Source organism: Streptomyces apricus (assembly GCF_008369065.1).
Classification (GTDB): Bacteria; Actinomycetota; Actinomycetes; order Streptomycetales; family Streptomycetaceae; genus Streptomyces; species Streptomyces apricus.
This window is the reverse complement of the sequence record NZ_VDFC01000005.1, coordinates 73,891-89,640: the sequence shown is the minus strand read 5'-3', so window position 1 is coordinate 89,640 and position 15,750 is coordinate 73,891. Positions and strand designations below refer to the sequence as shown.

The following is a 15,750-nucleotide window of genomic DNA, read 5'->3' as shown; positions in this document are numbered from 1 at the left end:
TCAAGCCGTCGGTGGGTGGGGGCTGGTCGCGCAGTTCCCCGCGCCCCTGAAGGGCTGCGCCCTCAGGGGCGCAGCCCCGTCTTCGAGGGGCGCGAGGAACTGCGCGAGCAACCACACACGGCCCGTCGGCTCCGGCACGGCCCGGGCCACCGGGTCCTGGGGCGTGCCGGCCCCGCCCCCCCCGCCGGACATCTCTAAGGGGCGTCCGGCTGCGCGTACTTCTCCCTCAGCTCGATCTTGCGTACCTTCCCCGAGACCGTCATCGGGAAGGACTCCATGATCTGCAGCCGGCTGGGGATCTTGTAGTGCGCCAGCCGTCCCTCGCAGAAGGCCCGCACGTCCGCCAGTGTCGGCGGATCGGCGGGATCGCGCGGGACGACGCAGGCGAGCACCTCCTCGCCGTACCGTTCGTGGGCCACGCCGACCACCTGCACGTCGGCGATCCCCGGGTGCGCGTACAGGAACTCCTCGATCTCGCGCGGGTAGATGTTCTCGCCGCCCCGGATGATCATGTCCTTGATGCGGCCGACGATCTGCACGTACCCGTCGTCGAGCATCACGGCCAGGTCGCCGGTGTGCATCCACCGCCCGGCGTCGACGGCCTCGGCGGTCCTCGCCGGCTCGTCCCAGTAGCCGAGCATCACGCTGTAGCCGCGGGTGCACAGTTCACCGGCCGCGCCGCGCGGCAGGGTCACCCCGGTGGCCGGGTCGACGACCTTGACCTCGATGTGCGGCAGGACGCGCCCGACCGTGCCGGTGCGGTGCTCCAGGTCGTCGTCGCGGCGCGTCTGGAGGGAGACGGGCGAGGTCTCCGTCATGCCGTAGCAGATGGACACCTCGGCCATGTGCATCTCGGCGACCACCCGCTTCATCACCTCGACCGGGCAGGGCGAGCCCGCCATGATGCCGGTCCGCAGCGAGGAGAGGTCGTACGTCGCGAAGTCCGGCAGGTCCAGCTCGGCGATGAACATGGTCGGTACGCCGTACAGCGAGGTGCAGCGCTCCTGCTGCACGGCCCGGAGCGTCGCCGCCGGGTCGAAGGAGGGCGCCGGGACGACGATGCACGCGCCGTGCGAGGTGGCCGCCAGATTGCCCATGACCATGCCGAAGCAGTGGTAGAAGGGCACGGGTACGCAGATCCGGTCCTGCTCGGAGTAGGCGATCGCCTCGCCCACGAAGTAGCCGTTGTTGAGGATGTTGTGGTGGGAGAGGGTCGCGCCCTTGGGGAAGCCGGTGGTGCCCGACGTGTACTGGATGTTGATCGGGTCGTCGCAAGACAACTCGGCTGCCCGCAAAGGGAGTTGGGCGCGCGCTTCGGCGGTCACGCGGTCGGGCAGCGCGTCCCAGCCCGGGTCGCCGAAGTACACGGCCTCCCGCAGTGCGGGACACCTGCCCCGCACCTGCTCGACCATCGCCCGGTAGTCGCTGCCCTTGTGGCCGGGTGAGGCGAAGAGCAGGGAGACGCCGGCCTGCTTGAGGACGTACTCGACCTCGTGGGTGCGGTAGGCCGGGTTGATGTTCACCATGACCGCGCCGATGCGGGCGGTGGCGTACTGGACGAGCACCCACTCGGGGCAGTTGACCGCCCAGATACCCACCCGGTCGCCCTTGGCGACGCCGCTCGCGAGCAGCGCGCAGGCCAGGCGGTCGACGTCCTCGGCGAAGCGGGCGTAGGTCCAGCGGCGCCCCGACGGCACGTCGACGAGCACCTCACGGTCCGGCCAGCGGGCCACCGCCCGGTCGAGGTCGGCCCCGATGGTGTCCCCGAGCAGCTCGGTGCCGCCCGTCCCGTGCGCGTACGACAGCCGTGCGGGCGCCGGCCGCGCACCGGACGGCGGTGACTGGGTGGGCCGCGCGTCGGACGACGGCGGCTGCGTGGGTGTCGGTCCGGTCATCGGAAGTCCTCCTCGCGGTACTCGGCGTCCGACCCGGCGGCCGTGGCCTCGCGCAGCTCGATCCGCCGGATCTTCCCGGACACGGTCTTGGGCAGCGCGCCGAACTCCAGCCGGCGCACCCGCTTGTAGGGGGCGAGGACCGTGCGCGCGTGCTCGAAGAGCACCTTGGCGGTGTCGGGCCCCGGCTCCCAGCCCTGCGCCAGCACGACGTACGCCTTCGGGACGGCGAGCCGCAGGTCGTCCGGCGCGGGCACGACGGCCGCCTCGGCGACGGCCTCGTGCTCCAGGAGCGCACTCTCCAGCTCGAACGGGCTGATCTTGTAGTCGCTGGCCTTGAAGACGTCGTCGCTGCGGCCCACGTACGTGATGTACCCGTCGGCGTCGCGCGAGCCGATGTCCCCGGTGCGGTAGTAGCCGCCCGCCATCGCCTCGGCGGTGCGGTCCGGGTCGCCGTGGTAGCCGGTCATCAGGCCGACGGGCCGCGCCGACAGGTCGAGCGCGATCTCGCCCTCGGCCGCGCCCGGGGCGCCCGTGACCGGGTCGAGCAGCTCGACGCGGTAGCCGGGGCTCGGCCGCCCCATCGACCCCGTCTTCAGGGGCTGGCCGGGGCTGTTGGAGACCTGCACGGCCGTCTCGGTCTGCCCGAAGCCGTCCCGGACGGTGACGCCCCAGGCCCGGCGCACCTGCTCGATGACCTCGGGGTTGAGCGGCTCGCCGGCGGCGACGACCTCGCGCGGCGGGGTGCGCAGCCGGCTCAGGTCGGCCTGGACGAGCATGCGCCACACGGTGGGCGGCGCGCAGAACGTCGTCACCCCGGCCCGGTCCATCTCCGCCATCAGCCGGCCCGCGTCGAAGCGGGTGTAGTTGTGGACGAAGACGGTCGCCTCCGCGTTCCAGGGCGCGAAGAGGTTCGACCAGGCGTGCTTGGCCCAGCCGGGCGAGGAGATGTTCAGGTGCACGTCGCCCGGCTTCAGCCCGATCCAGTACATGGTCGCCAAGTGGCCGACCGGGTACGACACATGGGTGTGCTCGACGAGTTTGGGGCGGGCGGTGGTGCCCGAGGTGAAGTAGAGCATCAGCGGGTCGCCGGCCCGGGTCGGACCGTCCGGCGTGAAGGGGCCGGGGTCGTGGCGGTGGACGTCCTCGTACGCGTGCCAGCCGGCGCGCCCGCCCTCCTGCGCGGGCCCGCCGTCGGGGGCGCCCCCGACGGCGATCCGCGTGTAGTCGCCGGGCACCTCGTCGAACTTGGCCGTGTCCTCGGCGCGCACCAGGACGTGCCGCACCCGGCCCCGCTCCACGCGGTCGCGCAGGTCGGCCGGGCCGAGCAGCGGGGTCGCGGGGATCACCACGGCGCGCAGCTTCATCGCGGCCAGCGCCGTCTCCCACAGCTCGGCCTGGTTGCCGAGCACGACGAGGATCCGGTCCCCGGCGCGGACGCCGAGCCCGCGCAGCCAGGCCGCGGCCCGGTCGGAGCGCGCGGACAGCTCGGCGAAGGACAGCTTCGTCTCCCGGCCGTCCTCCTCGACGATGTGCAGCGCGGTGCGGTGGTTGCCCCGCGCGACGGCGTCGAACCAGTCGAGCGCCCAGTTGAAGTGCTCCGGGCGGGGCCAGGAGAAGCCCTCGTAGGCGGCGGTGTAGTCCTCGCGGTGCTGCAGCAGGAAGTCCCGCGCGCTGCGGAAGTGCTCCGTCGGCGTCGTCGGCGGCGTCGTCATCTGTCCTCCTCGGTCCCGGGGCATTGCCGGGCGGCTCCCCCACATCGTGTAATCCGTGATGCGGGTCTCACTACCCCCGGACGGGGGGTGCGTGGCGGCGAAGGGACGGGCACGTGGCAACTGGCGCAGCCGGGGCGGTGGAGATGCGCGGCGCGCTGATGCGGCTGCGGCGGGAGACGGGGCTGGACGTCGCGTTCGGCGGGCTCGTCGAGCCGGGCCGCGGGCAGGTCCGCATCAGCGAGCTGACCGGCACCACGACGGCGGCCCTGGACGCGCTGGCGGTGTCCTCGGGCAACGGCCTCGGCGGCAAGGCGGCCGCCCTCGTGCGGCCGTGCGCCGTGACGGACTACTCCTCGTCGCGGCGGATCAGCCACGAGTACGACGCCGCGGTCGCCGCGGAGGGGCTGCGGTCCGTCCTCGCCGTGCCCGTCGTCGTACGGCGCCGGGTGCGCGGTGTCCTGTACGGGGCGCTGCGCTCGGCCCGGCCGCTGGGCGACCGGACCCTGTCCGCGGCGGTGCAGGCGGCACGGGACGTGGAGCAGTCCCTGGTCGTACGGGACGAGGCGTGCGGTCTGCTGGCGGCGGCCCGCGCACCCGGACCGGACGGCGCGGCCCGCGCACCGGATGCGGACGGCGCGACCCGGGAGCGGCTCCGGGAGGCGCACGGGGCGCTGCGCGCGCTGGCGCCGCGGGTGGCGGACCCCGTGCTGCGGGCCGAGCTGCTCGCGGTCTGCGAGACGCTGGCGACGGCCCCCGGTCCGCTGTCCGCGGCGGCGCCGCGGGTCCGGCTCACCCCGCGTGAGCTGGACGTCCTCGCGTGCGTGGCCGCCGGTACGACCAACGCGGCGGCCGGGCACCGGCTCGGGCTGCGCGCCGAGACGGTGAAGGCGTACCTGCGTTCGGCGATGCGGAAGCTGGGCGCGCACACGCGCCTGGAGGCCGTGGTGGCGGCGCGACGGGCGGGGCTGCTGCCGTGAGGGACCGGCTCGCTGCCGTGCAGGTCCGTACCTCTCCGCGCGACCTATACATGTGCAGGGCCCATGAAATCCCGTATACCGAATCTCTGTTATTTCCCTCACGGTGGAAACACCCGAAATTAAGGACCTCTTTGCATAATATTGATCCGACACGACTTGAGAGGAGCGGTGCGCGTGCGACGGGAGTTCGAGGAGCCTGTCAGACCCCGTTCCGAGCAGGTCATCGGGCGCGAGGAGCTGCTCGGACGAGCGCGTGACCAGCTCTCCCGCGGGGGCAGCGTCCTCTTGTACGGCCCGCCCGGAATAGGAAAGTCGACCGTCCTGCGGGCCATTACCACGGAATATGCCGAATCCGCCCGGACGGTGTTGCGCTGCTCGGCCACCGAGTCGGAATCGCACCTCCCGTTCCTGGCGCTGGTGGACCTGCTGGGCCTGGTCGCCGACGAGGTCGCGGACACCCTGCCCGCCCCGCAGCAGGCCGCGCTGGAGGCGGCGCTCACCGGCCGCGCCGAGCCCTCCCTGCACCAGGACGGCCTGGCGCTGCGGCTGGCCGTCCTGTCGGTGCTGCGCGCGCTGGCGGCCAAGGGGCCCGTGCTGCTCGTGGCGGACGACCTGCAGTGGCTGGACGCGCCCAGCGCCGAGCTGCTCGGGTTCGCCGCCCGGCGCCTGGGCGGCGTGCCGGTGCGGATGCTCGGCGCGGTGCGCACCGGCACCGAACCGAAGGAGCAGGAGCACGACCCGTATCTACGCGCGTATCCGCCGGAGACGCTGGCCCTGCGGCTGCCGCCGCTGTCCCGGCCGCAGGTCTCCGAGCTGCTCGCCGGCCGCGGGTACCCGGGGCTGCGCCGCTCGACCCTGCGGGACATCCACCACACCAGCGGCGGCAACCCGCTGTTCGCGCTGGAGCTCGGCCGCACCAAGTGCTCGGCATTGCTCAACGACATGCTTGTTGTCCCCCGTGTTTCCCGTTTCCCCCGTGTGGTGCGTGTACTTCGCGCGTGCGGCCGTCGGTGAGTGTGGTGGCCGCGGCCCGGTTCAACGAATCACCGGTCGCGCACCGGGTCAACGCTTTGGGCCGCCCCCGGTGCGTCGTGCCCGGACTCGCGCAGCGCCACCGTGGAGCCGAGGGCGACCAGGGCCAGGGCCGCACTCACGCACAGCAGCAGCACCCGGTACGGCACCAGGCCCACCAGCACCGCGCCGAGGCCGATCGACACGGCGAACGGCACGTTGACCGCGAAGTTGAGCGCCCCCGAGATCCGTCCGGTGAGCTCGTTCGGCGTACGGCGCTGGGCCGCCGTGGTGACGCCGACCACCAGCGCGGGGGCGCCCGCACCGGCGAGGACGGCACCGGCGACCACGAAGGGCAGCCCGCCGCCGGTCTGCAGCAGCAGGCCGGCGGAGAAGCACCAGAGCCCCGTGGAGATCTTCCGGAAGTCGCCGATCCGGCTGCTGAGCGCGGTGACGAGCGCGCCCGCGGCGACCGAGCCGATGCCCTCGGCGCTGGTGAGGAAGCCGACGTACGAAGCCGGTCCGCCGATGCCCTCCACCACGGCGAAGACGATCGCCTCGCAGAAGCCGATGGTCAGCCCGAAGACGAAACCGAGGACCAGCAGCCTGCGCAGCACCGGCACCTCCGCCATGTGCCGGACGCCCGCCATGGCCTCCGCCACCAGCGACCCGTCCTCCGCCGCGGGTCCGCTGGCCCCCTCGCCGCGCCCCCGCCCCCTGTCGCCGCGGGGCTCCGTCCCGTGCGCCGGGATCGCCGCCACGCACAGGGCGGCGACGAGGAACGTGACAGCGTCCAGCACGACGACGGTCCGTGCGCCGTACGCCGCGTAGAGCAGGGCGCCCGCCGCGGGACCCGCCAGCAGCATGGCCTGCCGGACCGTCGCCAGCAGGCCGTTGGCCCGGCCGAGCGACTCCTCCGGGACCAGGGAGCGGTTGAGGCCGTTCACCGCGGCCGAGACCACCTCGCCGCCCAGTCCGCCGCACACGGCCACCAGGTAGAGGATCCACAGGTCGCCGCGGTCGTCCACGGCGAGGAGCGGGACGAGGAGCACGGCCGACGCCGGACCGGCCGCGACGAGCACCCGGCGGCGCGGGAAGCGGTCGGCCACCAGGCCCGCGAACGGCGCGGCGAACGCGGGCAGCGTACCGGCGAAGATCATGCTCGCGGCGAGGGCGTTCGACCCGGTCAGGTCCTTGACCCACATGCCGAAGACGACGGCGAGCAGCCAGTCCCCGAAGGCGCTGACCGCCACGCCGGCCAGCAGCAGGCGAAAGCCCCGGTTCCGCGTCAACGGCACCGCCGCGGCGCGTGCGTCCCTCATGCCGCGGCGAGTGCGACCCTGGCGGCCGGCAGGACGAAGTCGATGTGGGCGCCGCTCACACCGTCGCCCACCCCGATGTGCACCCCGCCGGCGCCCTCGTTGATCTGGGAGTTGACCGACCAGTCCAGGGTGTCCAGGATCGCGTGGTTGGTGCCGAACGAGAACTCGACCAGACGCGCGCCGCTCTCTCCCGCACACCGCGCGAGGTCCTGCGCCCAGTCCGTGTCCCCGCAGACGGCGGACACGATGCGGCAGTCCTCGACCCGGACCAGCATGCCCCCGGCCTCGGCCACCCGGGCCGCGATCTCCCGCGCCCTGCGCAGCACCGGGGCGTCGAAGTCCAGTTGCGGATGGCGCGCCACGCACAGGCCGTCGGCCCAGAAGGTGCCGTCGGCGGTGTACGAGGCACTGCCGGTGCTGGTGCCGGTGCGGTCATCGGCGTCGGCGCGGTCGTCGCCGCCGGTGCCCACGTCGAGGCTGCTGTCGATGTCGACCTCGAAGTACTCGGCGACACTGACGAACTCACCGACGTCGAGCAGCGGTTGGAGCCGGGTGACCACCACGATGTCGTCCCGCACGACCCGGAAGGTCAGCGAGGTCCGGTCGCTGCTGACGGACAGGGGCCGCCGGGCCCTGCGCAGCACCGAGGTCCAGTCCCGGTTGCCCTTCGTGGACGCCTCCAGGTCGCTCGCCAGCAGGAGGCCGAGCGAGTAGGCCGCGGCCTCGGGGTGCGGGTCGAAGGACACCAGGGGCACCCAGAGCACACGGCTCGCGGCGAAGAGGTCGTGCAGTGCCTCCCGGGGCCCCAGGCTCGTGTAGTCGCAGCCGACGAGGACCACCGATCCGGGCGGTTCCGATATCTCCGCCAAATGCTCGCTGGGCAGCCCCCGTGCCGCCATCAGGTCCACGACGTACTGCTGGTCGGAGACGAACAGGACATCTCCGTCGGGAAATACGGAACGCAATCCCGGCCACACCTCGAATACATCTTTCATCTTTCCCCCATCGGCTGTCCCGGTCTTTCCCCGGCAGGCGCCGGGCCCGCCGTGAAGTGGGCGGACCCGGCGACACGGATCGGACGCGATCAGTAGACGTACGCCTTGACCGGCCGGTCGAGGCCGAGCTCGGCGAGGGTGGTCACGTCGCGCTCGGCGGAGTCCTCCAGGTCGCCCAGGAGGTCGCCGGGCTGCGTACCCATGGATTCCTTCGACATTTTCCCCAACTCCCTTTTCGAATGGTCCGGAACGGTGTCCGGCTGCATTCGATGCTCAGGGAGTTCCGAGGCCCCGCACAAGCGCGGTTCCGCTCAGCGGACCCGTGCGGAATGCGTGGTGCGGTAATGCGCCCGTGCGTCCTGCGGTGCGTTCAGGCCGGGCCGGACCGCTCGCCGGATCGCTCACCCGACCGCTCGCCGGACCGCTCGCCGTGCCACGAGTGCCAGAGCGCCGCGTACGCGCCGTCCGCCGCCACCAGGGCGTCGTGGGTGCCCAGTTCGGTCAGGCGGCCGTCCTCCATCACGGCCACCCGGTCCGCGTCGTGCGCGGTGTGCAGGCGGTGCGCGACGGCGATGACCGTGCGTCCTTCGAGCACGGCGGCCAGCGCGCGCTCGGTGTGCCGGGCCGTCGCCGGGTCCAGCAGGGCCGTGGCCTCGTCGAGGACCAGCGTGTGCGGGTCGGCCAGTACCACCCGGGCCAGGGCCAGTTGCTGGGCCCTGGAGCCGTCCGTGACCGGCACCGGGGACCGTTCGGGACCGCCGCGGGAGCCCAGCTCCGTGTCGAGCCCCTCCGGCAGCTCCCGTACCCAGTCGTCGGCGCCGACCGCCGCCAGCGCCGCCCACAGCGCCGCGTCGTCCGCGGCCGGTTCGGCGATCAGCAGGTTGTCGCGGACCGTGCCGAGGAACACGTGGTGCTCCTGCGTGACCAGCACGACCTGCCGCCGCAGCTGCTCCGGGTCCAGGCCCGCGACCGGCACCCCGCCCACCGTCACCGAGCCCGAACGCGGTGCGTCGATGCCCGCGAGCAGCCGGCTCAGGGTCGTCTTCCCGGCGCCGGAGGGCCCGACGACCGCCAGCCGCTCCCCGGGCCGCACGGTCAGGTCGACGCCGCGCAGCACCTCGCCGCCGCGGTCGTACGCGTAGCGCACCCGCCGCACGTCGATCCGGTCGTCCGCCGGGGCGGGGCCGCCCGACGGCACCGCCCGCGGGGCCCGGCCCAGGCCCTCCACCCGCGCGAACGAGGCGCCGCTGCTCTGCAGTTGCTCCACCCACGTCAGCACCGCGCCCAGCGGGGACTCCAGCTGGCGCAGGTACAGGGCCGCCGCGACCACGGCGCCCAGGCTCACCGCGCCCCGCGCGTGCAGGGCCCCGCCCGCCATCAGCACGGCGGCCACGGGAAGGACGAAGGAGACCTCCACGGCCATGAAGAACACCGACCGCAGGTACAGCGTGTGCATCCGGGTGCGGCGGGACGCCTCCAGGGCGTCCCGGCTCGCGGCGACGCGCCGCCGCTGCAGGCCGAACGCCTCGACCGTGCGGGCTCCCGACGCGGTGGCCGAGACGATCTCCGCGACCTCGGAGGTGGCCGCGCCCTCGGCGAGGTAGCCGGCCCTGGCCCGGCGCAGGTACCACCGCAGGCTCCACCAGGTGCCGGCCTGGGCGAGCACCGCGCAGACGCCCAGCAGCGGGTCGAGCACGAAGACCGCGCCGAGCAGGAACAGCGCCTGCACCCCGGAGACCAGCAGCTCCGGCCCGGCGTCGCGCAGCGTCGTGCCCACCGCGGCGACGTCGGCGGMGCCGCGGGCCGTCAGGTCGCCGGTGCCCGCCCGCTCCACCACGGAGGCGGGCAGCGCCAGCGCCCGGTCGACGAACTCCTCGCGCACCCGCGCCAGCGTCCGCTCGCCGAACCGGTGCCCCACGAGCCGGGCGGCCCGTGCCAGCAGCAGCTGGGCCAGCGCGCACACCAGGATGACCAGCGCCAGGCGGTCCACGGCGGCGACCGTGCCGCCGGCCCGGACCTCGTCGACGATGCGGCCGAGCAGCCACGGGCCGACCAGACCGGCGACGGCGGCCAGCGCGTTCAGGGCCAGTACGGCGGCGAAGGCACGGCGGTCCGCGCGGACCAGCCGGCCCGCGGCCGCGCGCACCTCGGCCGGCCCGGCGACCGGCAGCCGCCCGCTCACCGCCCGGCCCCTTCGGCGGCCGGCTCCCCGGCCGCACCCGTCCCGCCGTCGGCGGGGTCCGCAGGGCCCACGTGGTCCGCGTCACGGGCCACCAGCGCCCGGTACCCCGGCTCCCGGTCGAGGAGTTCGCGGTGGGTCCCGGTGGCCGCCACCTTGCCGTCGACCAGGTGGTGCACGAGGTCGGCCCGGTCGAGCACGAGGGGCGAGGTGCTGGTGACGAGGGTGGTGCGGCCGGCGCGCGCGGTGCGCAGCCGGGCGGCGACCGCGGCCTCGGTGTGCGCGTCGAGCGCCGAGGTGGGCTCGACCGCCAGCAGCACCTCGGGGTCGGCGAGCAGTGCCCGCGCCAGCCGGACGCGCTGGCGCTGACCGCCGGAGAGGCTGCGGCCCTGCGCGTCGACGGCCGAGTCGAGCCCGTCCGGCAGCCCGAGGACGATGTCGTCCGCGACGGCCGCGTGCACGGCCCGGCGGACGGCCGCGTCGTCGTGGTCCCGGCGGCCCCGCAGCAGGTCGCGCAGGGACCCGGCGAACAGGTCGGCCTCGTGGTCGGCGACCAGGATGCGCTCCCGCACCTGGGCCAGGGGGATCGCGTCGAGGCGTACGCCGCCCCAGGTCGCCGCCGACTCCGCGTACCGGCCCAGCCGGTCGACCACGGCCGCGGACTCCGCCGGCCGGGCCCCGGCCAGCGCGGTCAGCGCGCCCGGCACGACCCGGACACCGGACTGCGGGTCGTGCAGCACGGCGGGCTCCGCCGGGGCGTTCCGCACGGGGTGCGCGGCGGAGGCGGGGCCGTCGGTCACCGACGGCTCCAGGGCCAGGAAGCGCACGACGCGCCGCGCGGCCACCACGCCCCGGCTGAGCTGGTGGCCGCACTCGACGATGAAGGCCACCGGCGCCACCAGGACCGCGGCGTAGCCGTAGACCGCCACCAGCTCGCCGACGGTGAGCGAGCCCTGGACGGCGAGCCGGGCCGCCGCCCAGGTCACCACGGCGAGGAACACCGTCGGCAGCCCGGTCCCCAGCGCCTGGATCCAGCTGGTCACGGCCCCGACCCGGTACCCCTGGTCGCGCAGCCGCCGCGAGTCCCGGCGGAAGGCGTCCGCGAACAGCCCCTTGCCGCCCAGGCCGTTGAGGACGCGCAGCCCGCCGGCGAGGTCCCCGATCCGCGCCGTCAGCACGCCCTGGCGCTCGCGGTACTCCGTCTCCGCGCCCCGCAGCCGTCCCAGCGGCGGGCCGACGAGGAGGACGATCACCGGCACCCCGAGCAGCACCACCGCGGCCAGCGGCGGCGAGACCGACAGCAGCAGCCCGGCGACGACGGCGTAGGCGAGGACCGCGCCGACGCCGGGACCGACGACGGTCAGGGACTGGCTGATCGTCAGCACGTCGCCGACGCCGATCGTGACGACCTCACCGGTCCCGGTCCGCCGGGCCAGTCCGGCGCCCAGCCGGACCGACTGCCCCACCACGAGCTTCACCGAACGGAAGTTGGCGTCCATCCGCAGCCTGGTCATCGTGCGGTGGCGCAGGACGCCGATCCCGGCGTTGAGCACCCCCAGGCCCAGCAGGGCGCCGGTCCAGCCGGCCAGCGCGGCCCGGTGCCCCGGTGCCAGGCCGTCGTCGACGGCCCGGGACAGCAGGTACGGCGTCAGCGCCATCAGCACCATCCAGACGGTGGCCAGCAGCGCGCCCGCCGCCGACCGGCCCGGCTGCCGGGTCACCAGCCACCACAGGTACCGGGCGCCGCCGCGGAGGTCGGGCACCCCCGGATCGGCGTACGAGACCTCCGGGAGGGAGCCGTCCGCGCGGCGCCGCGTCACCCGGTGCGCTCCTCCACCAGGCTGTCCCGCCAGGCCCGGTGCAGGTCCGCGAAGCGGCCCGTGTCCTCGATGAGCCGGCCGGGGCTGCCGTCCTCCACGATCCGGCCGTGCTCCATGACCAGGACCCGGTCGGCGATCTCGACCGTCGACAGACGGTGCGCCACGACCACCGCCGTACGGCCGTGCAGGACCGTGTGCATGGCCCGCTGGACGGCCTGCTCGCCCGGCACGTCCAGGGAGCTGGTGGCCTCGTCGAGGATGAGGACCGCGGGGTCGGCGAGCAGGGCCCGCGCGAACGCCACCAGCTGGCGCTGGCCGGCCGAGATGCGCCCGCCCCTCTTGCGCACGTCCGTGTCGTAGCCGTCCGGCAGGGCGCTGATGAACGCGTGGGCGCCGATGGCCTTCGCGGCCCGCTCGACGTCCTCGCGGGAGGCGTCCGGGCGGCCGATGGCGATGTTCTCGGCGACCGTGCCGGAGAACAGGAACGCCTCCTGCGTCACCATCACGACCCCGCGCCGCAGTTCGGGCACCGCCAGCTCGCGCAGGTCCACGCCGTCGAGGAGGACCCGGCCGGTCGTCGGGTCGTAGAACCGGGCGAGGAGCTTGGCGAGCGTCGACTTGCCGGCGCCCGTGGAGCCGACCACGGCGACGGTCTGGCCCGCCGGGATCGTCAGCGAGAACGTCGGCAGCACCTCGCCTCCGGTGCGGTAGGCGAACCGGACGTCGTCGAACACCACCTCGCGGCCCGGCAGTTCGGAGGCCGGCGGCGGCAGGGTCCGCGGGTGGGCGGGCTCCGGCACCGAGGGGACCTGGGCCAGCAGGCCCGCGATCTTCTCCAGCGAGGCGGCCGCCGACTGGTAGGAGTTGAGGAACATGCCGAGGCGGTCGATCGGGTCGTACAGGCGGCGCAGGTACAGCACCGCGGCGGCCAGCACACCCAGCGCCAGCGAGCCCGAGGCCACCCGGTAGGCGCCCCACAGCACGATCCCCGCGACCGCCGTGTTGGCGACCAGGCGGGAGCCGACGACGTAGCGGGCCATCTCCAGGAGGGCGTCGCCGTTGCTGCGCTCGTGCCGGCTGTTGAGGGTGTGGAAGGCGGCGTCGTTGGCGGCCTCGCGGCGGAAGGCGCGCACCGGCCTGATGCCGTTCATCGTCTCCGCGAACTTCACGATGACGGCGGCGATCGCGGTCGAGCGGACGCCGAAGATCCGTCCGGCGCGGCGCCGGTAGCGCCGGATGAGGAGGTACAGCGGCACGAAGGACGCCACCGCGACCGCGCCGAGCCCCAGGTCCAGCCAGAGCAGCATCGCCGAGATGTAGACGAACGACAGGACCACGGTGATGAGTTCCTGCAGGCCCTCGCTGAGCAGCTCGCGCAGCGACTCCACGTCCGTGGTGGAGCGCGAGATGAGCCGGCCCGAGGTGTACCGCTCGTGGAAGTCGACGCTGAGCGCCTGCGCGTGCCGGAAGATCCTGCCGCGCAGGTCCAGCAGGACGTCCTGGTTGACGCGGGCGGACACCAGGACGAAGCCCCACTGCAGCGCGCCGGCCGCCACCGAGCACAGTGCGTACGCGGCGGCCACCGCGATCAGCGGACCGTGGTCGTCGTCGCGCAGCGCCGGTACGGCGCGGTCGATGGCGTACGCCACCAGCAGCGGGCCCGCCTGCACCGCGGCCTGCTGGAGCAGCAGGAGGACCGCGGCGAGGACGACGCGGGCCCTCAGCGGGGCGAGCAGTGAGCGCAGCAGGGTGGCCGTGGCGCGCGGGGGAGCGGGGAGGGCGTCGCGGTCGAAGGGGTCGCCGCCCGCACCGCCTCCGGCCGGCGCACCGGCCGGGGGGTTCCTGTCGTCGCTGTCGTCGTCCGTCGGCGCGGTGGTCGTGGGCGCCGTCATCGGGTCTCCCTCTCGCTCGTCTCTGTCCTTCCCGACATCAGCCAGGCGTACTCCGCGTTCGTGCGCAGCAGTTCGTGGTGCGTGCCCACCGCGGTGACGCGGCCCCCGGAGAGCAGGGCCACCCGGTCGGCGAGCAGCACCGTGGACGGGCGGTGGGCCACCACCAGGGCGGTCGTCCCGGCCAGGACGCGCCGCAGGGCCGCCTCCACCAGGGCCTCCGTGTGCACGTCCAGGGCGGAGAGCGGGTCGTCCAGGACGAGGAAGCGGGGGGTGCCGACGACCGCCCGCGCCAGGGCCAGGCGCTGGCGCTGGCCGCCCGACAGGCTGAGGCCCTGCTCGCCGACCTGGGTGTCGGTGCCCTGCGGGAGGGCGTGCACGAAGTCCGCCTGCGCCACGGCCAAGGCGCGGCGCAGCTCGGCCTCGCCCGCGGTGTCGGCGGCGCCCATCAGGACGTTCTCGCCCACCCCGGCGGAGAAGAGGGTGGGCTCCTCGAAGGCGACCGCCACGAGGGTGCGCAGCTCCTGCCGGGGCATCGCGGTGATGTCGACGCCGTCCAGGGTGATCCGCCCGGCCGTGACCTCGTGCAGGCGGGGCACCAGCGCGGTGAGCGTGGTCTTGCCGGAGCCCGTGCCGCCGACGAGGGCCATGGTCTCGCCGTGCCGCACGTGCAGGTCGACACCGTCGAGCACGGGAACGCTGCCGGCCTCGGCGTCGGGATACCGGAACCGGACGTTCTCGAACCGGAGCCCGTCGTGATCGCTGCTGCGGTTCTGACTGCGGGCACGGGCACGGGTGGGGACCGGCACCGGGGCGGCTGCGTCGGCCGGCTGCCCGGTGCCGGACTCCGGTGCCGCGTCCATCACCTCGAAGTAGCGCTCCGTCGCCGTCGCCGCCTCCTGGCTCATCGCCAGGAGGAAGCCGATCGACTCCACGGGCCAGCGCAGGGCGAGGGCCGTGGAGAGGAACGCGACCAGCGTGCCGGCCGACAGGTCCCCGTCGGCGACCTGCACCGTGCCGAGCACGAGGGCCGCGCCGATGGCGAGTTCGGGCAGGGTCGTGATGGCGGCGAAGATGCCGGCGAGCAGCCGCGCCTTGGCGAGCTCCGTGCCGCGCAGCGTGCGCGAGAGGTCCCGGAAGGCCAGGGCCTGGCTGCGGTGGCGCCCGAACCCCTTGATGATCCGGATGCCGAGCACGCTCTCCTCGACCAGCGTCGTCAGGTCGCCCACCTGGTCCTGCGCCCGCCGCGCCACCTGCGAGTACCGCTTCTCGAAGAGCCAGCAGACGACCATCACCGGCAGCGCGGGCGCGAGCAGCACGAGTCCCAGGGTCCAGTCCTGGGCCAGCATGATCAGGACGCCCACGAGGATCGTCACCGAGTTGACCAGCAGGAACGTCAGCGGGAACGCCAGGAACATCCGCAGCAGCATCAGGTCGGTCGTGCCCCGCGACAGCAACTGCCCGCTGGCCCAGCGGTCGTGGAACGCGACGGGCAGCCGCTGCAGGTGCCGGTACAGGTCCGCCCGCATCGCCGCCTCGACCCCGGCCAGGGGCCTGGCCACCAGCCAGCGCCGCAGCCCGAACAGGGCCGCCTCGGCGATGCCGAGCAGCAGCAGGTACAGCGCCCCGAGCCACACGCCGCCCGTGTCCCGGTCGGCCACCGGCCCGTCCACGATCCACTTCAGGACCAGCGGGATCACCAGCCCCGTGCAGGAGGCGACGACCGCGACCACGGCGGCGGTCCCGAGCCGCGCCCGCACGGGCCGTACGTAGGGCCACAGGCGCAGCAGGCTGCGGACGGCGGAACGGGGCGCGGTGGGGGCGGGTGTAGTGGCCATCAGGAGCGAGCCTACGGTTCGGCACTGACAGGGCCCAAGGGGTTTTGGACCGGGCCGGGTCCGTCGCCGGTCCTACGACCTGCGCCTTTTCGGACCCTGCGCGTCGGAATTC

Annotated in this window: 10 protein-coding genes and 1 pseudogene; 2 read left to right on the top strand and 9 right to left on the bottom strand. The window is 74.3% G+C overall.

Annotation, left to right across the window (positions count from 1 at the left end; all coding sequences use genetic code 11):
* Nucleotides 1-194 precede the first annotated feature (194 nt).
* Together FGF04_RS02420 and FGF04_RS02415 are read right to left on the bottom strand one after the other, a co-directional pair.
* Nucleotides 195-1,895, bottom strand: coding sequence for an AMP-binding protein (locus FGF04_RS02420; protein ID WP_149509514.1), 1,701 nt, complete (start codon nt 1,893-1,895; stop codon nt 195-197).
* Complete coding sequence (locus FGF04_RS02415) at nt 1,892-3,607, bottom strand: AMP-binding protein (RefSeq protein ID WP_149509513.1); 1,716 nt, start codon at nt 3,605-3,607, stop codon at nt 1,892-1,894. Before FGF04_RS02415 ends, FGF04_RS02420 begins: the two co-directional genes overlap by 4 nt.
* A gap of 143 nt (nt 3,608-3,750) precedes the next feature.
* Here FGF04_RS02415 and FGF04_RS02410 point away from each other — a divergent pair, with 143 nt between their 5' ends.
* The gene (locus FGF04_RS02410) at nt 3,751-4,584 is read left to right on the top strand and encodes a helix-turn-helix transcriptional regulator (protein ID WP_188113934.1); all 834 of its coding nucleotides are present in this window, start codon (nt 3,751-3,753) and stop codon (nt 4,582-4,584) included.
* A 168-nt stretch (nt 4,585-4,752) separates the two neighbouring features.
* A pseudogene (locus tag FGF04_RS02405) lies at nt 4,753-5,499 on the top strand (ATP-binding protein); the annotation flags it as partial.
* A 128-nt stretch (nt 5,500-5,627) separates the two neighbouring features.
* On the opposite strand, the gene FGF04_RS02400 reads toward FGF04_RS02405, so the two are convergent.
* From FGF04_RS02400 to FGF04_RS02375, 7 genes are all read right to left on the bottom strand, one after another.
* Complete coding sequence (locus FGF04_RS02400) at nt 5,628-6,917, bottom strand: MFS transporter (RefSeq protein ID WP_149509510.1); 1,290 nt, start codon at nt 6,915-6,917, stop codon at nt 5,628-5,630.
* On the bottom strand, nt 6,914-7,912 hold the full coding sequence (locus tag FGF04_RS02395) for a hypothetical protein (RefSeq protein ID WP_149509509.1): 999 nt from the start codon (nt 7,910-7,912) through the stop codon (nt 6,914-6,916). Before FGF04_RS02395 ends, FGF04_RS02400 begins: the two co-directional genes overlap by 4 nt.
* Before the next feature lie 89 nt (nt 7,913-8,001).
* A complete protein-coding gene (locus FGF04_RS41610; RefSeq protein ID WP_268893761.1) occupies nt 8,002-8,130 on the bottom strand; it encodes a hypothetical protein in 129 nt (42 codons plus the stop codon).
* Between the two features lie 152 nt (nt 8,131-8,282).
* Complete coding sequence (locus FGF04_RS02390) at nt 8,283-10,094, bottom strand: ABC transporter ATP-binding protein (RefSeq protein WP_149509508.1); 1,812 nt, start codon at nt 10,092-10,094, stop codon at nt 8,283-8,285.
* The gene (locus FGF04_RS02385) at nt 10,091-11,911 is read right to left on the bottom strand and encodes an ABC transporter ATP-binding protein (protein ID WP_149509507.1); all 1,821 of its coding nucleotides are present in this window, start codon (nt 11,909-11,911) and stop codon (nt 10,091-10,093) included. Before FGF04_RS02385 ends, FGF04_RS02390 begins: the two co-directional genes overlap by 4 nt.
* Nucleotides 11,908-13,803, bottom strand: coding sequence for an ABC transporter ATP-binding protein (locus FGF04_RS02380; protein WP_149509506.1), 1,896 nt, complete (start codon nt 13,801-13,803; stop codon nt 11,908-11,910). Before FGF04_RS02380 ends, FGF04_RS02385 begins: the two co-directional genes overlap by 4 nt.
* Nucleotides 13,800-15,638: an ABC transporter ATP-binding protein gene (locus tag FGF04_RS02375; protein WP_149509505.1), complete on the bottom strand. Its 1,839-nt coding sequence runs from the start codon at nt 15,636-15,638 to the stop codon at nt 13,800-13,802. Before FGF04_RS02375 ends, FGF04_RS02380 begins: the two co-directional genes overlap by 4 nt.
* Nucleotides 15,639-15,750: the final 112 nt, after the last annotated feature.